The organism is Fibrobacter sp. UWB12 (assembly GCF_900142485.1).
Taxonomy (GTDB): domain Bacteria; phylum Fibrobacterota; class Fibrobacteria; order Fibrobacterales; family Fibrobacteraceae; genus Fibrobacter.
This window is the reverse complement of the sequence record NZ_FRAZ01000004.1, coordinates 114228-137296: the sequence shown is the minus strand read 5'-3', so window position 1 is coordinate 137296 and position 23069 is coordinate 114228. Positions and strand designations below refer to the sequence as shown.

The 23069-nt window shown below is 48.1% G+C and carries 23 protein-coding genes; 15 read left to right on the top strand and 8 right to left on the bottom strand.

Going from position 1 to position 23069, the window contains the following annotated elements; all coding sequences use genetic code 11:
- Positions 1 to 253: 253 nt before the first annotated feature.
- A complete protein-coding gene (groL, locus tag BUA34_RS07495) occupies positions 254 to 1888 on the bottom strand; it encodes a chaperonin GroEL (RefSeq protein WP_072828114.1) in 1635 nt (544 codons plus the stop codon).
- Positions 1889 to 2007: 119 nt separating this feature from the next.
- The gene (gene groES, locus BUA34_RS07490) at positions 2008 to 2289 is read right to left on the bottom strand and encodes a co-chaperone GroES (RefSeq protein WP_012819905.1); all 282 of its coding nucleotides are present in this window, start codon (positions 2287 to 2289) and stop codon (positions 2008 to 2010) included.
- A gap of 381 nt (positions 2290 to 2670) precedes the next feature.
- Here groES and BUA34_RS07485 point away from each other — a divergent pair, with 381 nt between their 5' ends.
- The gene (locus BUA34_RS07485) at positions 2671 to 3591 is read left to right on the top strand and encodes a sugar phosphate nucleotidyltransferase (protein ID WP_072828113.1); all 921 of its coding nucleotides are present in this window, start codon (positions 2671 to 2673) and stop codon (positions 3589 to 3591) included.
- 128 nt (positions 3592 to 3719) lie between these two features.
- Here the strand turns inward: BUA34_RS07485 and BUA34_RS07480 are convergent, their stop codons facing one another.
- On the bottom strand, positions 3720 to 6110 hold the full coding sequence (locus BUA34_RS07480) for a DUF748 domain-containing protein (RefSeq protein WP_254794379.1): 2391 nt from the start codon (positions 6108 to 6110) through the stop codon (positions 3720 to 3722).
- Positions 6111 to 6281: 171 nt separating this feature from the next.
- On the opposite strand from BUA34_RS07480, the gene BUA34_RS07475 reads away from it, so the two are divergent.
- Positions 6282 to 7943 (top strand): glycoside hydrolase family 9 protein, encoded by a 1662-nt coding sequence (locus BUA34_RS07475; RefSeq protein WP_072828112.1) that lies wholly within the window; start codon positions 6282 to 6284, stop codon positions 7941 to 7943.
- 150 nt (positions 7944 to 8093) lie between these two features.
- Here the strand turns inward: BUA34_RS07475 and BUA34_RS07470 are convergent, their stop codons facing one another.
- From BUA34_RS07470 to BUA34_RS07455, 4 genes are read right to left on the bottom strand one after another with little or no spacing between them, the layout of a single operon-like run.
- Positions 8094 to 9035 (bottom strand): YdcF family protein, encoded by a 942-nt coding sequence (locus tag BUA34_RS07470; RefSeq protein ID WP_072828111.1) that lies wholly within the window; start codon positions 9033 to 9035, stop codon positions 8094 to 8096.
- A 30-nt stretch (positions 9036 to 9065) separates the two neighbouring features.
- Positions 9066 to 9533 (bottom strand): ribosomal protein S18-alanine N-acetyltransferase, encoded by a 468-nt coding sequence (rimI, locus tag BUA34_RS07465; protein WP_072828110.1) that lies wholly within the window; start codon positions 9531 to 9533, stop codon positions 9066 to 9068.
- A 5-nt stretch (positions 9534 to 9538) separates the two neighbouring features.
- Positions 9539 to 10171, bottom strand: coding sequence for a tRNA (adenosine(37)-N6)-threonylcarbamoyltransferase complex dimerization subunit type 1 TsaB (gene tsaB / locus BUA34_RS07460; protein WP_072828109.1), 633 nt, complete (start codon positions 10169 to 10171; stop codon positions 9539 to 9541).
- A gap of 17 nt (positions 10172 to 10188) precedes the next feature.
- A complete protein-coding gene (locus BUA34_RS07455) occupies positions 10189 to 11223 on the bottom strand; it encodes a D-alanine--D-alanine ligase family protein (RefSeq protein WP_072828108.1) in 1035 nt (344 codons plus the stop codon).
- A gap of 241 nt (positions 11224 to 11464) precedes the next feature.
- On the opposite strand from BUA34_RS07455, the gene BUA34_RS07450 reads away from it, so the two are divergent.
- Positions 11465 to 12385: an NAD-dependent epimerase/dehydratase family protein gene (locus BUA34_RS07450; protein WP_072828107.1), complete on the top strand. Its 921-nt coding sequence runs from the start codon at positions 11465 to 11467 to the stop codon at positions 12383 to 12385.
- A 67-nt stretch (positions 12386 to 12452) separates the two neighbouring features.
- Here the strand turns inward: BUA34_RS07450 and BUA34_RS07445 are convergent, their stop codons facing one another.
- Positions 12453 to 13421 (bottom strand): geranylgeranylglycerol-phosphate geranylgeranyltransferase, encoded by a 969-nt coding sequence (locus BUA34_RS07445; RefSeq protein WP_072828106.1) that lies wholly within the window; start codon positions 13419 to 13421, stop codon positions 12453 to 12455.
- 126 nt (positions 13422 to 13547) lie between these two features.
- Here BUA34_RS07445 and BUA34_RS07440 point away from each other — a divergent pair, with 126 nt between their 5' ends.
- From BUA34_RS07440 to BUA34_RS07385, 12 genes are all read left to right on the top strand, one after another.
- Positions 13548 to 13835 carry a hypothetical protein gene (locus BUA34_RS07440; protein ID WP_072828105.1) on the top strand — a complete coding sequence of 96 codons (288 nt, stop codon included), beginning with the start codon at positions 13548 to 13550 and terminating at the stop codon, positions 13833 to 13835.
- Positions 13825 to 15042 (top strand): ribosome small subunit-dependent GTPase A, encoded by a 1218-nt coding sequence (gene rsgA / locus BUA34_RS07435; protein WP_072828104.1) that lies wholly within the window; start codon positions 13825 to 13827, stop codon positions 15040 to 15042. Before BUA34_RS07440 ends, rsgA begins: the two co-directional genes overlap by 11 nt.
- Before the next feature lie 3 nt (positions 15043 to 15045).
- The gene (locus BUA34_RS07430; protein WP_072828103.1) at positions 15046 to 15456 is read left to right on the top strand and encodes a hypothetical protein; all 411 of its coding nucleotides are present in this window, start codon (positions 15046 to 15048) and stop codon (positions 15454 to 15456) included.
- A 10-nt stretch (positions 15457 to 15466) separates the two neighbouring features.
- Entirely contained in the window at positions 15467 to 16096 is a 630-nt protein-coding gene (locus tag BUA34_RS07425; RefSeq protein ID WP_254794378.1) for a hypothetical protein, read from the top strand.
- A 27-nt stretch (positions 16097 to 16123) separates the two neighbouring features.
- Entirely contained in the window at positions 16124 to 16753 is a 630-nt protein-coding gene (locus BUA34_RS07420; protein ID WP_072828101.1) for a nicotinate-nicotinamide nucleotide adenylyltransferase, read from the top strand.
- A 1-nt stretch (position 16754) separates the two neighbouring features.
- Positions 16755 to 17720, top strand: a complete 966-nt coding sequence (locus BUA34_RS07415; protein WP_072828100.1) for an RluA family pseudouridine synthase — start codon at positions 16755 to 16757, stop codon at positions 17718 to 17720.
- 97 nt (positions 17721 to 17817) lie between these two features.
- The gene (locus BUA34_RS07410; RefSeq protein WP_254794377.1) at positions 17818 to 18609 is read left to right on the top strand and encodes a DUF3450 family protein; all 792 of its coding nucleotides are present in this window, start codon (positions 17818 to 17820) and stop codon (positions 18607 to 18609) included.
- A complete protein-coding gene (locus BUA34_RS07405) occupies positions 18609 to 20171 on the top strand; it encodes a MotA/TolQ/ExbB proton channel family protein (protein WP_072828099.1) in 1563 nt (520 codons plus the stop codon). Before BUA34_RS07410 ends, BUA34_RS07405 begins: the two co-directional genes overlap by 1 nt.
- On the top strand, positions 20171 to 20803 hold the full coding sequence (locus BUA34_RS07400) for a MotA/TolQ/ExbB proton channel family protein (RefSeq protein WP_072828098.1): 633 nt from the start codon (positions 20171 to 20173) through the stop codon (positions 20801 to 20803). The genes BUA34_RS07405 and BUA34_RS07400 overlap by 1 nt, the downstream gene beginning before the upstream one ends.
- Positions 20800 to 21204: an ExbD/TolR family protein gene (locus BUA34_RS07395; RefSeq protein ID WP_012819885.1), complete on the top strand. Its 405-nt coding sequence runs from the start codon at positions 20800 to 20802 to the stop codon at positions 21202 to 21204. Before BUA34_RS07400 ends, BUA34_RS07395 begins: the two co-directional genes overlap by 4 nt.
- An 11-nt stretch (positions 21205 to 21215) precedes the next feature.
- On the top strand, positions 21216 to 21857 hold the full coding sequence (locus tag BUA34_RS07390) for an energy transducer TonB (RefSeq protein ID WP_072828097.1): 642 nt from the start codon (positions 21216 to 21218) through the stop codon (positions 21855 to 21857).
- A gap of 214 nt (positions 21858 to 22071) precedes the next feature.
- Complete coding sequence (locus BUA34_RS07385) at positions 22072 to 23064, top strand: tetratricopeptide repeat protein (protein ID WP_254794376.1); 993 nt, start codon at positions 22072 to 22074, stop codon at positions 23062 to 23064.
- The last annotated feature ends 5 nt before the right edge of the window (positions 23065 to 23069 follow it).

The window sequence follows — 23069 nt, the reverse complement described above, 5'->3', positions numbered from 1 at the left end:
TGAGTTACTAGTTATTAGTTGCTAGTTACTAGTCAAGATTTGAAGGAGCCTGTGCGGCTCCTTTTTTGTATCGTCCTGAACCAAAGTGAAGGACCCAGTAAAGTCTTGTATTGCGAAACGAGAAATGACTGGATTCCTCACTTCGTTCGGAAAGACGAGAGGGGAGGGAATCGATGGCGTCAATCTACACAAAAAATCCCGAGCTCGTTAGAGTCGGGATTTTAGTGGAGTTAGAATATGAAATTCTAGCGGATTACATCATGCCACCCATGCCCATGGACGGATCCATAGCCGGAGCTGCCGGAGCCTTCGGTTCCTTCTTTTCGGTAATCACGCAGTCAGTCGTAAGGATCATCGAAGCGATGGAGGAGGCGTTCTTGAGAGCCGTGCGGGTCACCTTAGCCGGGTCAATGACGCCAGCCTTGATGAGGTCTTCGTAAGTGTCGGTCTTAGCGTTATAGCCAAAGCCGTCCTTGCCTTCCTTGACCTTGTTCACCACGACAGAGCCTTCGAGGCCAGCGTTCTGGACGATCTGGCGGAGCGGTTCTTCGATAGCGCGGCGGATGATTGCAGCACCAGTCTTCTGGTCGGCATTGTCGAACGTGAGAGCGTCGATAGCCTTTTCAGCGCGGATGAGAGCAACGCCACCACCCGGAACGATACCTTCTTCGACAGCAGCACGAGTTGCGTGCATAGCGTCGTCGACGCGGTCCTTCTTTTCCTTCATTTCAACTTCGGTAGCAGCACCGACCTTGATCACAGCAACGCCACCGGCGAGCTTTGCCAAGCGTTCCTGGAGCTTTTCACGGTCATAGTCGCTCGTGGTAGCTTCGATCTGCTTTTTGATCTGAGCGATACGGCCCTTGATAGAAGCGGCGTCGCCAGCACCTTCGACGATCGTGGTGTTGTCCTTCGTGATGGTGATGGACTTTGCCTTACCGAGAACGGTAACCGGAGCATCTTCGAGCTTAGCACCCGTGTCTTCGGAGACGAGCATACCGCCAGTGAGGATTGCGATATCTTCGAGCATGGCCTTACGACGGTCGCCAAAGCCCGGAGCCTTAACGGCAGCAACCTTCAAGGTGCCGCGCATCTTGTTCACAACGAGCGTTGCGAGAGCTTCGCCATCGACGTCTTCGGCGATGATGAGGAGAGACTTGCCCTGCTTTGCAACGTGTTCGAGCATCGGGAGCAAATCCTTCATGGTAGAAATCTTCTTGTCGTACAGGAGAATGTACGGATTTTCGAGAGCGACTTCCATGCTGTCCGTGTTCGTGACGAAGTACGGAGAGAGGTAGCCACGGTCGAACTGCATACCTTCGACAACGTCGAGGACGGTTTCAGCAGTCTTGGATTCTTCGATGGTGATGACGCCATCGTTGCCGACCTTTTCCATTGCGTTGGCGAGGAGTTCGCCAATTTCCGGGTCGTTGTTAGCAGAAATCGTTGCAACCTGGGCGATGTGTTCCTTGCCGTTGATCTTGACGGCCATCTTGCCGACTTCCTTGATCACAGCTTCGACAGCAGCGTCCATACCGCGCTTGATGTCCATCGGGTTTGCTCCTGCAGCGACGTTCTTCAAGCCTTCACGAGTGATTGCCTGAGCAAGAACGGTTGCAGTCGTGGTACCGTCACCTGCAGCGTCAGAAGTCTTGTTGGCAACTTCCTTGGCCATCTGTGCGCCGAGATTTTCGTATGCGTCTTCGAGTTCGACTTCCTTAGCGACAGAAACACCGTCCTTAGTGACGTTCGGAGCACCGAAGGAACGTGCGATCATGACGTTACGGCCCTTAGGACCGAGAGTAACCTTAACTGCATTGGCGAGCTTGTCAACGCCCTTCATGAGGGATTCGCGAGCTGCTACATCAAACTTCAATTGCTTTGCCATTTTTGTTATTCCTTTTTAAAATTCTTTGGTTGTTGGTCATTAGTCATTGGTCATCGGACCTTGTAATCGCGGCTTTGCCGCCTAACTGAAACTAGCGACTATTGACCATTGACTAGCTACTACAGAGTAGCGATAACGTCGGATTCCTTAACGATGAGGAAGTTTTCTCCGTCGACGGTGACTTCAGTACCACTGTACTTGCCATAAAGCACCACGTCGCCAACCTTGACTTCCATGGCAACGACTTCGCCCTTGTCGTTCTTGCGACCCGGACCTACGGCCACGACCTTACCCTGCATCGGCTTTTCCTTTGCATTATCCGGAATGAAGAGACCGGAGGAGGTCTTCTGTTCGGCTTCAGCCGGCTTGACAACGATTCGATCTGCTAAAGGCTTGATCATCTTTTTTATCCTCTTTTGGGCAATGCCCAGTTAAATGGCTTGGTCCACTTTAATGTTGGAGTTGTTCCAAATTGGACCATATTTTTGTTTCGACCCTTTTAAAGCAATTTCCGTGCCAAAATCCAAATCATATATATTAGGGGTATTCGTGGGTGAGATTCTCATTGAAGTGTCTATTTTTGAAACGGGATTGGTTTTACAAGATATGGATGTTTAAAAATGAAACTGGAAGCTGTGTTTTTGCCATAGAACGAATTTTGTAATAAAAACGGCTGATTGTTTGTCTAAAATGATGTGAATCGTGTTTTTTTTTTACGTTTTTTTTATCTTTTGCTTTTAAGTAAGGGTGTTTGAATACACTAGAAAAAAAAGGTTTTTTGAATGAAAATTGTTCTTCCTGTTGCTGGCAATGGCGTTCGCCTTCGCCCATATACGGAAAATCTTCCAAAGTGCTTGCTTCCTGTAGCTGGTAAGACAATCTTGGATTGGATTGTCGATGATACTCTTTTTTTAAAGCCATCCGAAACGATTTTTATAACGGGATATAAAGCTCCGGTTGTTGATGAATTTTTGAAGCAGAAAACCTCATGGGGTGCTGTTCGTACGGTGATTCAATCCAATCCTCAGGGCTTGGGTGAAGCTATCAGCCTTGCGCTTCCGTATGTGAATGACGATGAACCTCTTTTGATTATTCTTGGTGATACGCTTTTCGAGGCTGACTTGTCTATTCTCGAAAAGGCGACGGAAAATATTCTCTATACGTTCAAGGTCGAAGATCCTAAGCGTTTTGGAGTCGCCGTAACGAATGGAGACGGGCTTATTGAACGCCTTGTGGAAAAGCCGCAGGAATTCGTTTCGGACGAAGCTATAGTTGGAATTTATTACATCAAGGATGTCAAGGCGCTCAAGGAAGCTTTGGGATACCTCATGCAGAATGATATCCGCACCAAGGGCGAATTCCAGTTGACGGATGCGCTTGAACGCATGATTGAGGGCGGCTGCAAGTTCCGTACCGCTCCGGTTCAAAAGTGGCTGGATTGTGGCCTTGTTGAAACCTTGCTTTCTACGAATGCGCACATTCTTAAGCGTAGTGCAGAAAAGATTCCGCAGTTCGAAGGGTCTGAAATTATCGAACCGTGCCACATCGGCAAGAACGTAGTTATCAAGAATTCCAAGGTCGGTCCTGATGTGTCGGTTGGGGATAATTGCGTCATCGAAAATTCTGAAGTCAGCAATGCCATTCTTTGGGATGGTGTGAAGGTTGCGAACCAGAAAGTTGCGGGTACTGTAATTCACGAATAATTTTTGAAAGAGCATCGCGCTGGATTACGCGGCTCGCTCATTTTGCAATTAAAAAAAGGACATCGCTTAGCGATGCCCTTTTTCTCTAGTAACTATTAACTCCGTAACTAGTAACTGTGCCTCCGGCGCTATTGCACGTCTACAGTGACCTTGTACATCGGCTTGTCCTTGTAGTTGCGGAGCGCATCTCTCGGGGCCGTGATGACTTTGAGGTTCTTCTTGGTGATGCCTGGCTGTGCACGCAAAACCTTGAGCAAGTCGGCGTTGCGTTTTGATGCCATTTGCGGGAGTACCTTCATCATGTAGTTCTTGTCGATTTCGGCAGAATGTTCCTTGACGTAGGCTTGGAATTCCTTGTCCTTATCCTTGATTTCTTCGATGGCTCTGTAGTCGAGCTCGTTCAATTCGGTCTTGTTGTTCTTTTGTTTGTAGAAATCAATTTTGAGCTGCTTGACCTTGTATTCCTTGGCTGTCTTTCTCGGGTTGTAGTACTGCGTGAATGTCAGCATGAGGTTCGGGTCTTTTTGGATCATTTCTGTCATCTTGATGGCCTTGGCGTACTGTTCGCTAGTGAATGTTTCGGTGTTGGCATCAATCAGCACTTCATCGTTCTTGCCGAGGTCAAAGCCGAGGGCGCTGGCGCCTGCCATAGCGAGGTTTCCAACGAGTCTAAACGGCGACACGGCGACCTTCACGAGCAGGTTTACAACGGTCTTCCAAATAATCTTTCCGTAAGAGAATTCCGGGTCATCGAGGTTACCTTTAACCGGTACGTCGAATTGAATCTTGTCGTCCTTGTCCTTCAAAATGTAGAGACCGATTTTCATCGGGACGGTGTATTCCGGGTCGATGTCGTCGACCTTGTTCCCTACGGTGATGTTATAAATGTCGATGGTGTTCTTGCTATCGAGGTTGCGTTCCACGATCTTGTTTTCGCTAGCGAATGCAAGTGTACCGGCCTTGATGGGGTAGGCGGTGTAGTGCAACGAGTAGTTCGAGAAATGCTTGAGCACAAGGTTCTTGACACTGATGTAGATGTCCATTGTGTTGAGGTTGCTGAGGGCACCGTGGTACTTGAGCGAGAGGCTTCCGCCTTCCGGGAACGATGCGGCGACATTCACGTTGCAAGGCGTGTCGTAATTGATGTTCTGGCCTGTTACCGTAATTGCACTCACCTTGTAGTTGAACGGACGAATAATCGTGTGGTCTGTAATCGTGATATAAGTATTCTTAACGAGAAGCTTGTTGATTTTTGCCTTGAGCTTCTTTGCCTTGGCGGGCTTCTGGTCTGCAGCTTTGGCTACACTTGTTGTGTCGCTTGTGGCTTTGCTTGTTGTGTCTGCAACGGGTTCAGCCTTAGGTTCAGCTTTCGGTTCGGGTTTAGGTTCAGCCTTTGGAGCTGCTTCTGCTGTGACTGTCGAATCGGTAGTTGCGGTAGAATCCGTTACCTTTGCGGCACCCTTGTTCATCGGGGTGAGGAGCACGTCAAAGTTTGTCTTGCCGTCCTTGTACAAATCGATATGTGCAAATGCGCCATCCACAATGACGGAGTCGATGAGGTATTCGTTGTCGGTCAGGTTTGCCTTGCCAATTCCGACTGTAACGTTTTCTGCACCCATCTTGCTTCCGCTCTTTTCGGTGAGGTCAATTTTGTCGAGTATGACTTTGCCCTTGACGTTGGAAGAAAGTATGCTGTTGATGTTGCCGCTGATGGTGATATTTGCCGAGAGAAAGCCCGAGAAGTCCTTGTACGTGATGGAATCGTTCAGGTACGGCTTGATGCAGGCGAGTGCGAATCTATGCAGGTTCAAATAAATATTGAAATCGTACGTGGCCATGTTGGCATCGACTTTAACGCTCAGGTCACCACCATCTGCAAACTTGAGACTTACATCAACACCTGTAGCATTGTCTTCGAGGTAGATTGCCGGAATGTTGATGGAGAAATCCTTGAGATGGAATTTGGAACCGACTTTGATGTCTTGGTAAATGATGTTACCCTTTTCAAAGACGATGTTCCTAAGGCTGAGTTTGACCGGAAGGCCGGCTGCGATTTCTGCAGCGCTCTTGCTTTCGTTATCTTGGGCTTTCTTTTCTTCAGGATGTTCGGCGTAGTAGATGCTGTCTTTTTGCGCCAAGAATTCAAGAATGTCGCTGAAGTTGAAGCGCTCTCCGTGCTGCGTGGTGCGAACGTAGAGGGCTTTCATGTAGATGTCGCTGATATCCAATGTTCTCGTGATGAGCTTCAGCGGGTTGATGTTCATGCTGAACTTGTCGAATGCGACGAATTTGGTCTTGTCGTCAGCTTCCAGGATGGCGAGCGTATCGACATCGAGAACGTACGTGAACGGGTTCAGGCTGATGTCCTTGATGGTGATGCTTCGACCAATCATCTCCTTGGAATGTTCTTCGATGTAGCTGCGGGCGATTTTGGGGGCCACGAGGAGCGCAACGAAGTAGAGTACGACGAGTGATCCCAATACGATGAGGGTGATTTTGACGGGCTTTTTCAATTTCATAGTTGTAATCCCCTTGGCGTTCAAAGCCAGGTTAATTTTTCAACATAAAATAAAATAGCAAAATTGTATTTTTTGGCATCTTGCTATATGTTACCGTCTGTTGTTTACTGTAATAAACAATAAAGAGGCTTTTTTTTAAATATCCTAGACTAAAAAAGTTATTCTTAGGGTATGAATGCGAAATTACATTATTGTGAACCGGGTTACGCCCCTTCATCTTCCAAGACTTTCCTGATTGCCTTTTCGGAGGATGTTTCTTTGGCGTCGGTCAAGTTCAAAATTTTGAACACCTCGTCAAATTGCGTATTTGAGGGCGTTGCCGAAAAATTGGGCCGTTGCGATTATACGGGCGAGTTCCTTTACAAAGGGGACTTCTCTTCGGTAACGGCTTTGGGGCTGTATCGAATTGTTCTTGAAGGCTTGAATGTAACTTCGCATGAATTTCAGATTTCTGGAGAATGGCTTGCTCGCGAGACTCGTGCGAATATCAAGTCGTTCTATTATCAGCGGAGCGGCGTGGAATTGCCTGCAAAATTTGCTGGGGCGTGGGCTCGCCCTGCGGCGCATTTGGACTCTGCGTTGGAATTTCACCCGACCATGAATCGTTCCGGGGTTTGGAATGCTCATGGGGGCTGGTATGATGCCGGCGATTATGGCAAGTATATTGTGAATGGTGGCGTGAGTGTTGCAACGTTGATGCTCGCTTGTGAACTGCGAAAGACATCGGAATTTGTGGGCGGTGCCGCTTTTAAAGAATCCTTTGAACAGCCGGTGAGCCTACTCGATGAAATCCGTTTTGAACTTGAATTTTTCTTGCGCATGCAAGATGATGATGGCGGCGTTTTCTTCAAGGTGACTCCTTACCGTTGGGATGGCTTTGTAACTCCGGCGGAATCGGATGCTTCGCAAAAGCGTTACATTCTTGGAAAGTCGACTTCGTCTACATTGAACTTTGTGGGCGCCTTGGCGCAAGCGTATTGCTTATATACGGATGTCGATGCTGACTTTGCGGCTGAGTGTTTAAAGGCTAGCGTCCGTGCTTATTTGTGGGCTGAACAAAATCCCGAAGTCGATTGGCCGCATAATACGGAAGGCAGTGGCGGATATGGGGACCCGGATTTAGGCGATGACTTTTTCTGGGCGCGTGCAATGCTTTACCGCGCACTTGTTGCAGAAAATGCAGATAAAATTGTTGGCGGTGTTGCCGCGGAATTGATTGAACGGATTGAAAAGCAACTCCCTGCGGATATGGAAGCGTTTTTGCCGACATATGGTTTGCAATGGCGCTCGACGCAGAACTTGGCTTGGTTTGCGCTTGCCACAATGGATTGCAAGTGGACTGAAAAAGCTCGAAAGGCTTTTATGTACACGGCTGAAGAAATCCTCAAGTTGCAAAATGAAGACCCGTATAGCTTATCGATCCGCAAGTTTATTTGGGGCAGTAATGGTGATATTGCAAACCATGCGCTTACTTTGTATTTGGCGTATGAATGGTTTAAAGAACCGAAATATTGCAAGGCTGCAATGGAACAAATTGAGTTTATCTATGGCAGGAATCCCGTGGACGTGAGTTTTGTAACGGGTTCTTCATGGAATTCTCCGAAATTCCCGCATCATCGCATTAGCCATTCCGATGGTGTTGTGAAACCAGTGCCTGGACTTGTTGTCGGGGGAATCAACGTGGACCGTCAGGATGCTCACCGCAATCCTCATTATCTTGGGGATGCTCCGGGAATGTCCTATGCAGATGAACAGTGCTCGTTTGCAAGTAACGAAGTTGCAATTAACTGGAGCGCGCCTTTGACTGCTGCACTGTTATTGCTGAGTGCTTAATTGTTGCTTTAGTGAAATGCTCTGCATCTCCGTCATCCTGAGCGAAGCGAAAACAACCTCAGAAGGCGAGCGTTGCAGCCATGCTTGCATGGATATAACCGAGCCAAAGAGGTTGGGGCTTCGCCATCAGAATGACGTAATAGTGTTTCGTTATTTTCGTTTCTTAACGTCAGCCTTCTTTTCGGAAGCCTTTTCTTTGGCTTTTTCTTTCGGTTGGTCCTTCGTTTGCGTTTTGGACTGCTCTTTCGGCGATTCTTTAGTTTCTTTGACTTGAACTTTTTCAGACGCCTTTATAGAATCTTTGGCCGCTTCTTTTTCCGATTCCGCTTTTATCTTGTCTTCAATTTTCGGTAGGAGCTTTTGCAAGTTGACATTCGAGCTGATTTCGCGCTTGTATTCGGCGTAAGATTTGATAGGCTTGTAATAAGACGAATCAACAGCTTCGAGCGTATCGGTATTGAATAAATCGAAATACGATGCGAATAAAGCGGCCCAACTGCGGAGCCAGTTTTTGCGTGATTCTCTATTGCTGTACCAGCAAGAAGGGTTATATGTGACGTGCTTGATATCTTTGGTCAAGTAAACAGGGCTGTTTCCAGATAGCTTTTGGAAAATCCTTTTGACGCGGTATGTCGATGCAGCATCAGTGATAAGAAGAACCGTGTCTGCGTTGTGCTTTTTTAACCAAGGAATGAGTGAATAGGCTTCGCTGATGGTGGAGGGGTCGTTGTGTGGAACGAGAAAAACTGCGTTTTTGTCGAAGTCACCGAGTTTCATGAAATCTTCGGCGTAAAATTCTGCATTGCTACGATCGCGGTAAATTCGACGGCCAAGAATCAGCACGGAATCCGCTTTGCCTTCTCTTACGAGTTCTGCTGCAAAATCGTTGCGTTCTAAGTCCGCTGTTTGCCCGTCGAGTATGGTAACCCATTTAACGTGCTCGAAATTATCGTCTTGAACAAGCCAATGACCGCTTTTTTCAAAGGTAATATAGATGATGATGGCTATGGCAAGCAAAACAAGCAGCGCAATTCCTACGCTGAAATTTTTTTTCTTACGATCGTTTTTATCGGACTTTAGAATATTTGACAAAGTAATTACCTGCTTAGATTGTCTTGCCTGTTATGCTGTGGGCGCGTTCTTGAAAACATACAAAATAGCATCTTCGCCATCGGAATAGTAATTTTTGCGGACGTTGTATTGCTTAAAACCATGCTTTTCGTAAAAGGCGCGGGCCTTGACGTTCCCTTTGCGGACTTCCAAAAAACATTGGTCTTCGCTTTCGGTTAGTTTATTTAAACCGGCTTTCAAAAGTTGGCTGCCGATGCCCTTGCGCTGTTCTGAAGTGCGGGTGGCAATACTCAACAGTTCGGAATCGGAACCGAGCAAATGGAATATGGCATAACCTAAGAGTGCGCGGCTTGTGTCGCCATTTGGACTGCCGCCATCATCCTCGCAAACAACGCAGTACGCATAACTTGCGCGGATTTCCGACAGAAATTGCTTTTCATTCCAGTCCTGAAATGCCAGTTCCCGTTGCAATTCGAGAACTGGAGGCAAATCATTTTCGGTCATTTCGCGCAGTTGCATGGCGATTACACCTTCAACTTCTCGAAGTACGAGGGCTGGATGTAGTTGGCTTCTTGAATAAGTGAAGGCTTTACCGTTTCAAAAAGCGGAGACCACATGCTAAGTGGCTTGCCTGTATCGAGTGTTGTTGAAATACCTTGTTCTGCAAAAACAGTCGAAAGCGCTTCGTCTGCAAGTGCAGCGGCATCGACAACGGCTGTCTTAACAGAGCTCCCCTTGAGTCGTGCTATGACTTCTTCGGTTTCGATAAAGCTTTCTTCGTTGTTCAATCGCAAGTACCAGAACCCATTGCGTGCGCGAATTACGACTGCAACAGATTCACCGGGGACGCCAGCAAAGCAGGCGAGAGCCTGCAATGTCGTCACGCCGTACAAATTGCGTTTGCCGCTAAAGCAAAGCCCTTGGCAGAATGCGACGCCCGTGCGCAGTCCGCTGAACGAACCAGGTCCAACTGTCACCATGACCCGCTTCACGTCATCGAGCGTAGCGCCGACTTTCGCAAGCAGAGAATCGAGGCTTGCACTCAAGACTTCGCCTTTGCCAGCCGGGTCTACGATTTCTTCGTAAATCGAGCCTGCATACAGCGCCATCGAAATTCCCTTGCGGGATGTATCTACTATTAAGTCGTAGTTAGTCATTGGTCAATAGCCGTTAGTTAGCGCTTGATCTCCAAGCTCTTGTCGATGATGAGGTCGATTAGCTGGCTGTATGTGATGCCATTGCATGCGGCCTGTTGCGGCAGTAGAGACGTTGGCGTCATGCCTGGGAGGGTGTTCGTTTCGATGGCGAAAAGTTCGCCATCCTTTGTAATGCGGACGTCCGTACGGCTGTAGCCTGCGCCACCCAAAGCGTAGTGAGCGTTCTTTACAAGTTCCTGGATGCGAGCGGTGAGTTCCGGTGCGAATTCGGCCGGCGTCACTTCCTTACATTCGCCATTGTACTTGGCTTCGTAGTCGAAGTATTCGCGAGTGGTCATACGCATTTCAGTTGGCGGCAAGGGCTTTTCGCCTTCGATGTAACCGCAGCTGGCTTCGCCACCGGCGATGAACTTTTCGCAGAGCAAACGGTTGGAGTCCTTGAACAAGTCCTGGGCAATCTTGCCGGCTTCGTCAAGATCCTTTGCTATGCCAATGCCGATGGAAGAACCTCCCAGCGGGTCTTTGATGACGAGCGGGAATCCAAGTTCGTCGGCAACGCTCACGAGCGTGTCACCGGTGAAGTCGTGCTTCCAGATGACGCGGTAGGGCGGTGTCGGGATGTTGTTTGCTCGATAAATTTCTTTGGACTTGATTTTGTCCATGGCAAGAGCCGATGCCAAAAGGCCGCAGCCCGTGTACGGGATGTTCCAGTTTTCAAGCAATGCCTGGATGTGTCCGTCTTCGCCCCATTTGCCGTGGAGGGCAAGGAATGCGATGTCGGCAGACGGAAGTTCCGAAAGGGCCGGAGACTTTTTCTTGTTTGCGGCCGAGCCTTCGAGGCTATAGAAATAGTTTGCAGAGAAGTTTGCTTTTTGGTACGGAGAAAGTTCGCGGGAAGACCAGTGCCAGGTGCCGTCTTTGTCTATGAGCACCGGGTGTATGTTATACTTTTCCGGATCCATGGCACGCACGACGCCGGTGCCGCTGACGACTGAAACATCATGTTCTGTAGATGGACCGCCCATCAAAACCAAAACGCGTAAACGGGACATAAAAACCTCACTAAAAATCTTTGCGATTTAATCTAGTAAATTAGTTGATAGTTACTAGTTATTAGAATGTGTTGTTGCTTGAATGTGCCGTATCAAAATTTTTAAGAAACTGGGGAAAAACTAAATAAGTCTGTTTTTACGTGAAAAAGCTCTAAAAACAATAAATATACGCCTATAAATCTTGCCGGATTGAACCGACATAATCTATATTAAAAAAGATAGGTGTCAAAAAGGAAGTCGTATGAGAGTTTTTGTAACGGGTGGAACTGGGTTTATTGGCCATTATGTAGTTAAGGCTCTTTTGGAAAAAGGGCATGAAGTAGTCGTTGCTACACGCCATCCGAACAAGGTGCCAACCTTAAGGTCGAATCCGAATGTTTCTTTTGTCGAAGCAGCTTTGACAGATTTCGAAAAAATGGGTGAGGGCCTGATTGGCTGTGACGCTTGTATTCATGTAGCTCTTGGCTGGGGTGATACCCCGAGCGCCATGCTCATGAACGATACCCGTGCAACTGTTGCTCTTTTGGAAATGTCCGCTCGTGCAGGATGCGAAAAGTTTATCATGACGAGCAGCACCTCTGCTATGGGCCGTGTCCGTTCCGAAATGCGAGAGACGACTAGCAGCATGCCTATCGATTTGTATGGTGCGACCAAAGCTGCTGGCGAAGCCTACGTGCTTGGTTTTAGCCATGGTTACGGGAGCCAGTTTCCTGAAGTCAAGATGAAGCGCAATATCATCCGTCCGGGTTATACGTTTGGCAATCCGGCATTCCCCGATGGATGCTCGCAGCCGGACCGCCGCTTCTTTGAAATGGCTTACGCCGTCAAGGAAAACCGCGATATTCATATTATCAAGAATGACGGAACGCAGTTTATTCATGCTTCCCAGCAGGCTCAGATTTATATGAAGTTGCTTGAATCGGACCTCAATGAAGAAATCTTCCTCGGTCTCGGTTCCGAATGGATCAGCTGGAAAGAAATTGCTGAAAAGATGATTGCTCTTAAGCCTGATTGCACTTCTAAAATCGTGGAAACCGACATGGGCTGGGGCGATGAACCGATGCTCTATGATGTTCAAAAAATCAAGGACACCTTTGGACTTGTGTTTGATGCCCATGACTTCTTGGACGAACACATCCGCTGGACCTTTGAAAACGCTTAATAAAACTTAATCGTATAAAATACGATGCCATATAAAAAGCCGCTTTTGAAAGCGGCTCTTTTCATTTTTAGTTGGCGGCATACTTGCTGATGAATAGTGCAAGTAAACCTATGACCATTGCAACTTTTAAGACGTTCTGTGCTAGATGGTATTTATGTCGCCATGCTTTGATAAGAGTGTAGATAAAGCAGGGAGTGAGTGTTATTCCTGTAATGATAAGGAACAGCGGCGGATAATTATTGTTATAGGCTTCTTCCATGAAGAATACAGGGACGGGGAGCAATAACCAGGTAATGCCAATAATTATACCGGCGAGGACTCGTGCGGCCTTTGCACCTGCGATAAGCGGGAATGTCTTGATACCGACCTTAAGGTCACCTGTTTCGTCTTGGAGGTCCTTGTAAATTTCACGAGCGGTTGTAATCAAAAATGTAAGTGGAATGGCTGGGATGATTGCCCACGTTTCATTTACGGGGCTTTCGTAATTTGCAAAGTTAAAGTAGTGCTGCACCGCATATAGCAAAGGAGTTGTGCAGAGAAATGCGACTGTTATGTTCTTGACGAGCGGGGTGTGCTTTATTCTGCGGTTATATGCCGTGAGCAGTGCGATAAGAAGAACGAAAAACCACAAAGGGAATGTCAGGATGATAGCACCTTCTATGCCAAATGCCGCTGCATGTTCCCAGTCTTTGACGACGTTCATGAACTTCACGCATTGTATAATAGTATCGCCAAGTCCGCAGAGAATTGCGAGTATTGCAAGAGCTATCCACGCCTTTTTGGCGGATTTGATGGTGACCTTGCCAGTCACGAGCGGACGTTCTGGACGGTTCAGCTTGTCGCTTTTCTTGTCGATAATATCGTTATGGATGTTTGCAAACCCGAGTGCAGATGCAAACCCGAGAATCTGCAAAAGCAGAACGTAAATGGGTGGGTAGTGCTCTAGTAACCCATAGCCGATTAATAGCGTGATTATTGCAATCACGATATTTGCTGGACGTACCATCTTGAAAAGCGTGTATAGTGTCGATTTCATGTTTTTTAATATATATAAAAGTTTCAAAAGTTTACAAAAAAATGCAATTTGAGCGCAGAAAATAGAACTTAGAGCAATATATCAATCAAAAATTCCTGATATTCACTAAAATACTATCTTTATATCATGGCTTTTTTCACCAAAAGTAATCTGGAAGATCTAAGAAAGGAAGCGGACCAGCTTTCTATTTGTGTTGAACATTTTCTGTATGCCGCTGAACATATTCCCGAAAGTGACTGGAAAACGAAGGGTTTTTACGATAATTGCATTGAAAAGTGCAATGGCCGGTTGAAAGCAATTCATTTTTTGATGGAATCTATTAGGCGCGGACGTCCGGTAACTGAAGAGGAACTGGAAGAATCTAGAGAGCTCGAAGACGAAAAACTTTCTAAATTGACTAAAAATGCGAAATAACGATTTTGATTCTGTCGAAAATGAAGATGCTCCGTTGAAGAGTGTTCGTACGTCGAGGCGAGAACACAGAAGTCGCCGTATTGACGTGATGCGAGAATTAGAATCGGGTGTGGTGGATGAACGGCCTATAAAGGAGCGCTTTAGCCGCGAATTTAAAAAGGCGAAAATCAAGCGCATCAAGAATCCGGTCGAAAATATTGGTGAAGAAAATTGTGTAGAAGGCCTTGTGCTCGAAGTGCATCGCCGTACCTGTGAAGTGCGCTTAGACGAGAAGGAGGTGCCCGCTCAAGGCGGGCATGACAACCTTCCTAATTCTGAATCCCAAATTCCGAATACCACTGTTACTGCCATGTATCGCGCTACAACCTCCAAGACGCTCGGGGAATTCCCAGCTGTTGGGGACCGTGTTTTGCTTGGTCTTGTGAATGACGGCGATGACGAGGGCGATGGTGTTGGTTCACAAAAGTATTGTGTTGTCCGCGTACTTCCGCGAAAGAGCGAACTCAAGCGCCCGGGCCCGCGCGATAGCTTTTACAAGCAGCAGACGCTTGCCGCAAATATCGACCAGGTTGTCATTGTGGCTAGCGTGACGCAGCCGGACTTCAATTACGGCTTCATGGACCGTTTTTTGCTTGCCGCGAACTTGAATGATCTGCCGTTTGTTCTTGTGCTCACCAAGATGGACTTGCTCCCGAATGGCGAAGCTGACCTCTCAAGCGATATCCGCGATTTCTTGAAAATAGTCGACAAGGTGATTCCCGTGAGTGTTAAAAGTGGTGAAGGCCTCGAGGTCTTGCGCAACGAACTGGTCGGAAAGTCATCGGTCTTTAGTGGTATGAGCGGGGTCGGCAAGTCGACGCTTATCAATGAGCTTGTTCCGCATGCCGAACTGCGTACGGGAGATGTCCGTGAACGTGATGGCAAGGGAAGGCATACGACGACTTCTTCAAGCCTGTTCGATTTCCCCGGTGGCGGCTATGTTATCGACACGCCGGGTATCCGAAGCATTGGCCTCATGGACTTGGAACCGGAAACGCTTGCCAAAATTTTCCCGGGCTTTTTTGACGACGACCATTTTACTTGCAAGTTTAGTAACTGCAAACATCTCAAGGAACCGGGATGCGCGGTACGTGCTGCTGTTGAATCGGGTAAATTGTCCGAAGCTCGGTATGCTAGTTATGTGCGAATTTTAAATTCAGGAAAGTAATTCATGTCTGACGTTGTAGTTAAAATAGCCCTTATCGCATCGATTGTATTGATGGGGTATAACATTTCTGAGTTTTCCGCCAGCTTCAAGACGGTGAGCGATAAAATCGGTGAATTCCTGAATATAGCGAAAGAAAATTCGGCTTCGGATTCCGTTTTGCGTTTAACCAATATTTTATCTTCTTGCTTGTTGTCCATCGGCTATGTTGTTCTCGTTTATTTCTCGGATATTGTCTTTTGGATTGTAGCGTTGGTTGTTGTTAAATTGCTTTTGACGTTGTTTGTCTCGGATAAGTTTTTAATTCAAGTTTTGCGTGATGGATGCCTATCCAAAAAGGGCTATCTCGTCCTGAAATTTGATGCGTTGTTTAATGCTGTTATGGGCTTTGCTTTCGCTGTAATATTGGTACTCTAAGATGAAAAAAATGAACGCTGTTTTCTCGAAAATGTTTATGCGCGTAATGGTTGTCATTGCGTTTGCTCTTGCCACTGCTACATCGTCTTTTGCTCAGGGCGGGGCTACTTCTTCGGGCGTGTTTAATCCGCTTGGTCAATCGTCTGCAGGGGGTGCTGGAATGGGTATGCGCCTTCCGTTGATTGTTGGCGGTTCCTTTGGCATTGGCTCTGGGGCTGGTGTTGGCAATGGTAGCGATGTTGGCCTTTGCAGTGTCCGACCGATGATTGGTGCGTGGATTCCGGGAATAGCATTCTTGCGCTTGGGTTATGGCTTTTCGAGTTACGAAGAACAGGATGACGATAAGAAGAATGAAGTTGAAACGTCGAGCTTTAGCGTTGATTTGGGCACCCATCTTTTTAGCGAGTTTTACTTGACGGGCTCTTATTCTCGCGTGAGTGCGTTGAGTGCAAATGGCGATATTGCATGGAATGAATGGAGCGTAGGTTTTGGCACATTCTGGTTTGTTTTCTCACGTACTTTGCTGACGCTAGATTTCGGTTATCACTGGGTTCGAAAGCATTATGACCCGTTTGTTGATAGAGATGTTTCGGGCGGACGCATGCAAATGAATATAGGCTTTGCAGTCTTTGTTTATTAGTTTGTAAAAGTTTTAATGAGTTGATTGATGAAGAATGTTGCTGTTTTAGGTGGTGCTTTTGATCCGGTCCATAAAGATCACATGCGTGTGGCTAGAACTTGTCTGGATCGTGGATTTTGTGATGAAGTTTGGTTTATGCCGAGTCCCGATCGTTGGGACAAGAAGCTGAATGCAAGCCCCGAAGACCGCTTTGCTATGCTTGAACTTGCTTTTTCGGGCGATAAGCGCTTGGTGCTTTCGGACTTGGAAATTCAGCAAGGCGATTACCGTGGTTCTTACGTTTTTTTGATGAGTCTCAGGGAAAAATTCCCGGATATCAATTTCCGCTTGCTGACCGGTGCCGATACCTACGAAGGTATTCCGCATTGGCGCGATCCCTTGAATTTTTACGGAACGAACTACAACGGACATTTACTGCTTCGCGATATTGAACTGATTGTGTTTGCTCGCAATGGCTATCCGCAACCGGATATGGAACAACATAATCGTAAAGGCTATGCTCCGCTTTATTGGCTTGGTCCGGAACAAGGTTTTAACGGCGTTTATTCGAGTACCGCTATTCGTAGGGAACTTTTGCTGAATCGTAGCGTTTGTCCGCAAGGACTGGAACCCTCGGTTTACGATTACATTATCAAGCACGATTTGTACAGGGAATAAAATGGGCAAAGCTCCTTCTGATATGTTCTTCGAGAGCGAAGTGCGCCCGGAATACGAAGGTCGCCTTTTGCTCGATTCCCTCAGTGACCGCTTTACGTACCACAGCCGCGAAGATTGGATTGACCGTTTGACGCGTGGTCTTGTGACGATTAACGGGGTGGTGGCGAACGTGGAAACGATTGCGCATCGCGGCGACAAGGTCGTGTACCACGTTGAAAATTATAGCGAGCCCGAAGTTCCGACGGATTTCGAGACCGTCTTTGAAGATGATGAATTTATTCTAGTTGCAAAGCCTGCGGGTGTTCCTGTGCACCATACGGGCCGCATTTTCTACAACACGTTTGCAGCAATTATCCGTCGTGAATTTGATTCTGAAACGGCAACGCCGATGCACCGATTGGACCGTGATACCGGTGGACTTATCTTGTTTGCAAGATATGGTGAAACGGCTGCGCGTTTCCAAAAAAATCTCGACCGCATTTTGCTCCGCAAGTTCTATCTTGCCGTGGTGCGAGGTAAGTTCCCCGAAGGTGAATTCGAGTGCAAAATTCCGTTGCGCGAAGACCCGGAAGACCCGATTCGCTTGCGCATGCATCACCGTGCAGATGGTAAGGAATGTTTTACGCGCTTTAAGCTCGTGCGCCATTTAAATTGCCCCGAAATTGCCCCGGAACTTTCGCTAGTCGAGGCGGAACTCATCACGGGACGTAAGCACCAGATTCGTGCTCATCTTGCTGAGATGGGTTACCCGATTGTGGGTGACCGCTTGTACTATCGTGATGGCGAGTATTACCAGAAACTTGCGCAGGGTGGTGAACTCACAGATGACGATATCAAGGTGCTTGGAGCCCATAACCAAATGCTTTTTGCGTATAAGGTCGAACTCCAACTCCCGTATTGGAACGAACCCCGTACATTCGAAAGCCACGCGTACCCTGCTGATATGGCAAAACTCCTCGCAGAATAACGCAAAAACGCGAAAAAATGCGTTTTTTGCGCCGTTTTTACATAAAAATTGAATCAGTGCGTGAATTTTTGGCGCACTTCTTTGTATCTTATTGCACATGAATTTTTCATTCCTTCCTAAAGTATTGTTGTGTCTTGGACTTACAGGCGTAATTGCCCAGGCCCAAGAAACGGTCGAAAGCGTTCGCCGCCAAATTAAGGCTGTTGAAGCCGAAACGGCCCGCGAAAAATCAATGCACGATGCCGAAAAAAAGCGTCATGCCGAATTCGTCGAAGTCGGTCGCAAAAAAGTGCAGAACCTCTCGGCGCAGAATAAATCTCTAAAGGCAGAAATCGATTCGCTCAAGGTCGAACTCAAGAAAATTTCGAATGCACGCGCCAAAACAAATGGCTCGATTCGCTATTTTGAGGGCCGCAAGACGAAGTACGCAGACTCGCTTGCTACCGTTATCGATTCTCTTGTACCGTTCTTTGAATCGGATTTTCCGTACCGCACGGACGAAGCGGTCAAGAGCATTCAAGAAATTGCAAGTTTGCTTCATAAGGGACTTATCGAAACGGACGATGCTTTGAACCGTACGATGGAGGTTTTCTACGACCGCATCCGCCTGGGTTACACCACCGAAGTTTGGAAGGGCTTTTTGCAGGTGGATACTCGCAACGTGGCGGGAACGTATTTGCGTTACGGTGCAGTCGCTTCGATTTTCGTTGGTAACGATGGTAATGATGTCTTGTTCCTTACCAGAAACGGCTCCGGCTACGCATGGAAGAACGTTTCCGAAGACCTCACGATGCGTACAATTCTCAAGGACGTGATGAAGGTTGCCGAAGGCAAAACAGCTCCAAGACTTGTAACTATACCGGTCTCTTTCCCGAAGGAGGCTAACTAATGCTTTTTAGACGAAAGACGAGAGACGAGAGACGAGAGAATGGTTGTGTCATCCTGAGCGAAGTCGAAGGATCCAGGACGTTTTTCTTGTTGCCTTTGCTAATCGCAGCATTTGCCATTCTCGCACCGGCTTCTTACGCTCAGCAGAACGTGACTGTCGATGCCGTCAAGAAGCGTGCCGAACTCAATAGCGCAAAGGCTGACCTCGAAGAAGCACGCCGCAAGCGTGATATGGCTGTGGCTGCCCGCTGGAAGGACCGCGAAACGTTCAACAAGGAACGTGAACTGTTTAATGAAAAGTATCAGCTCGGCAAGGAACGCGTGGACGCCTTGATGTCTGAACGCACTCGCTTGCTCGAAGATGTGCGCGTGGCTCGCGAAGACTTGGCTCAGGTCAAGTTGCAGGCCGAAAAGGCTCGTGCTGAATACCTCACGCTTGCTCCGGGCCCGGAACGCTTGGAAATGCTTGCCAAGTTCCAGGAACAGGGCGTGCCGTTCAAGATGGCTGAACGTGTCGAAGCGCAGAACAAGGTCAAAAAGGAAATGTCCCTGTACAGGGATAATCCGCTCCGCATTGCGCAGGCGATGCTTGATGTCGCGAAGAAAGAAATGAAGTTCACTCGCGAAGCTCGTGTTGAAAAAGCTGACCTCATGTTCGGTAGTTCTGTTGCCGAAGGCGACCGTATGCGTTTGGGAGGTCTCTTTGCCATGCAGATGGCTAAAGTTACCGACGTGAACGGATTCCACCCGTCGGCTTTGATGCTCCCGGTCGCAGGTGAAAAGAAGCGCATTTATAGCTGGCAAGAAAATCTCACGCCCGAAATGCGCAAGGATGTGGCTAAGGCTTTCGCCGGTGCAAACGATTCCGCATTCGTGATGGTGCCGGTCGATGTGCTCCTCAGTACAGAACTTTCGAGCGAACTTGCAAACCATCAGGAAACAACGTGGAAAGAAGACTTTGCAGAATTCTTCCATAATGGCGGTATCTTGATGTACCCGATTGCAACGCTCTTTATTCTCGGTATTATCATATTCCTCGTGCGTTTAGTGTGGCTCATTGTGCTTGGCTTTGGTGGTCGTAGCGCTCGAGCTGCAACAAAGGCGCTTGCTGTTGGCGATGTGAAACTTGCTACGGCTGAATCCGTGAAGACTCGCGGCGAAGTGGGCAAGGTGTTGCGTTCTGTACTCGGCAAGAATTTCAAGGACCGCGCAAGTGCAGAAAAGTCCCTCGAAGTCTTGTTCGCAGGCGAAGTGCCAAAACTCGAAATGGGTCTCAGCTGGATTTCCGTGTTTGCGGCAACGGCTCCGCTCCTTGGTCTCTTGGGTACCGTTATGGGTATGATCGAACTCTTTAACGTGATTACCATGCATGGCACGAGCGACCCGAAGCTTTTGGCAGGCGGTATTTCCATTGCTCTCGTGACGACGGAAGCTGGCCTTATTGTGGCTATTCCGCTGCAGCTTTTGCACACGCTTCTCGTGAACATTGCCGATTCTGTCCGTACCCGTATGGAAAAGACTGGCCTTGCTGTTCTTAACGCCATTTGGATTAAGGAAAAGTAATGGACGAATATTCCGTCATCGAAGCGACCATGAGCATCCTGCTGCGCGGCGGCTGGGTGTTGCTCCCGTTGTTCCTCATCGGGTGGCTTGGTTGGTTTTTGATGTTTGAACGTTACGGCTATTATTTGATGCTTAAAGGGCGTTCGGCTTCGGCGTTCTTCAAGGATTTAGATGCTGTGGGCGAGGAGGCTGCTTTTGCCCGATTAAAAAAGCGTCGCTTTGGGTATTTCCTTGCGCTTGTCGAAAACGTGCGTGAGTACCGCAAAGATGGGCCGGTTGCCGTGCGTAATGCCATGCTTGCAACGCGCCATAATTTGGATGTAAGCCTTTCGAAATCGCTCAAGACTATTGCAACTTGTGCTTCGATAGCTCCCTTGCTTGGACTTTTGGGAACTGTATCTGGCATGGTGCATACGTTCGAAACGATTCAAAAGTTCGGTTTTGGTAACCCGGTTTTGCTCGCGGATGGCATCTCCGAAGCTCTCCTCACGACGCAGGCTGGGCTTCTGGTGGCATTCCCGCTGATGCTTGTTTACAACTATCTCGAAAGCCGAGTAGATTCTATTGGTGATTATGCCTGGGGCGAAGCGCTCAAGTACGAAGAACGCTGCTTTGCCAAGGAGGTTGAATGAGTTTTATACGCAAACGTTCGAGAAGCGGTGGTGGCATTGATGTGTCGCCGATGCTCGACATGGTGTTCATCCTTTTGATCTTCTTTATCGTGACTTCTACGTTTACCCGCGAAACGGGCGTGGATGTGACGAAGCCGAAGGCAAGTACCGCAAAGGAACTCGCCAAGGAAAGCATTTTGATTGGCGTGACCCGCCAGGGGACCATCCACATCAACGAAACCCAGGTGAACCTGTCGACGCTCCAGACCGTGCTCCGCCAGATGATGGCCGAAGCGCCGGACCGCCCGGTGATTATTGTGAGCGACCGCGATGCCCCCAACGGAGTTGTTGTTGACATCCTCGATGAATGTAATTTGGCGAAGGTGAGAAAAGTCTCCATCTCCGCGAATAAGGAGGAGTAGCTCTCGCTCTCATGCTTGACTTTTGTGCGAAATATTTCCGATTCCCGGTGGCGTTCGTGCTCTCGTTTGTCGTGGGCGCGGTGTTCTTCCTTGCTATTCCGGTAATCAACGTGCTGTTCTTTGACAAGGGAGTCAAGACGGAAAAGCCTTTGGAAACGGTAACCGAAGTTGAAGTTTTGGTGAGCGAAAAGAAGCAAGAAGTCAAGCAGAAGGTTATCCGTACGGTAACGAATCCGAATCCGTTCAAGGTTTCGGCGCACATGGGCGTTTCTCGCAGCCAGAATTTCCAGATGGATTTGTCACTTGCTCGCGGTGCTGCTGGCGATGGCGTTGCCGTAGATGCTGGCTCGATGGAAAACGTAATTTATGAGGCTGGTGAAGTGGATGAACAGGCGCAAGTGTTGCGTGAAATCCAGCCGAAGTTCCCGGAACGCGCAAAGAAAATGGGCGTCTCGGGGTACGTGAAAGTATTTATTGTGATTGATGTAAACGGTGACGTGGCTCAGGCTCAGGTGCTTACGCAGGATCCGGCAGGTTATGGCTTTGATGTCGAAGCGCTCAAAGCTATTCGCCAGTGGAAGTTCTCCCCGGCGCAGTTACGTGGCTTCCCAGTAGCTCAAAAAGCTACAAAGGAGTTCCGTTTTGTTAAGTAATTTTAATTACAAATTTGGGAATTCTTTGAGTAATGCTACCCGCACCGCATGCGGGCGGGGCCCCAGCTCGGAGTTGACGCCTCTGGCGTCAGCGGCTTCACTCGGTTATGCCGGTCTGCAAGCAGCCCGTCGCAACACTCGTTTTGCACGCTACTGCGAAGAAAATACCTTGGCCGACGCGAATGCTGTGATGAAATGTTTATCTCAGAAAGGAATGTTTTTTATTAAGAAACACATCTTTCTTTCTGTGCTTTGCTTCTTGCTGTTTTTGCCGTTGAATGTTTTTGCTGCGGACGATTTTTTCTTCAAGGCGAATGAACTTTACGACCAGGGGCGTTACAAGGAATCGGTGAAGTATTACCGTGCGGCGATTGACGATGGCCGTTACGAGCCGTTTGCTTGGTTCAACTTGGGCAATGCTCTTGTGCAGCTCGGCAAAAAAGAAGTGGCGATGGTCGCGTACAAACGCACTGTCGAACTGCTCCCGGATTTCGTGAAGGCTTGGATGCTTCTCGGCGATTTGTACTACCTCGCCGAATCTCCCAGCGATGCGATTGTCGCCTACAATCGAGCCATTGAACTTGGGACGGAAACGGACCACATCCATTTTGCACTTGCTGAATGTTATATGAAGGGTAGCGACTGGACGCTTGCGCAAAAGCATTTTGAACGTGCACTGGCGCTAAACCCGGACCGCATGGATGCTTGGTACGGCCTTGCCGAAGTCTATGAAAAACTTGGCGATTACGAATATGCGGTGAAAACACTCAAGAATGCGCTCCAGATGACAGCGACTGCTGGCGCCGATGTGCATTACACGCTTTCGTATTACTACCGCAGCATGGATTCTACGCGGCTCGCACTCAATGAAATGGAAAACGGCATCATGATGGATCCCGAAAACGTTTCCGCTCGCCGTTATCTCGCACAGATGTACGTCAAGAATGAATCCCCGTGGATGGCGATTTTCACGCTCGAAGAAGGCCTCCGCCACAAGAAAGGGATTGCAGACTTGAATCTTGATTTAGGGCAGATTTACTTTACGCAAAAGCGTTACGACGAAGCATTTGAATGTTACATGAAAGCTTGGCGTGCTGGCAATTCTCAGGGCCGCATCGGTGCCGAAAATGTCGGTCACATCTTCTCGAACGCCGGCGACACCGAAAAAGCCGAAGCCCTCTACGCCCGCATCCGCGACAAGAAGTAACGTTT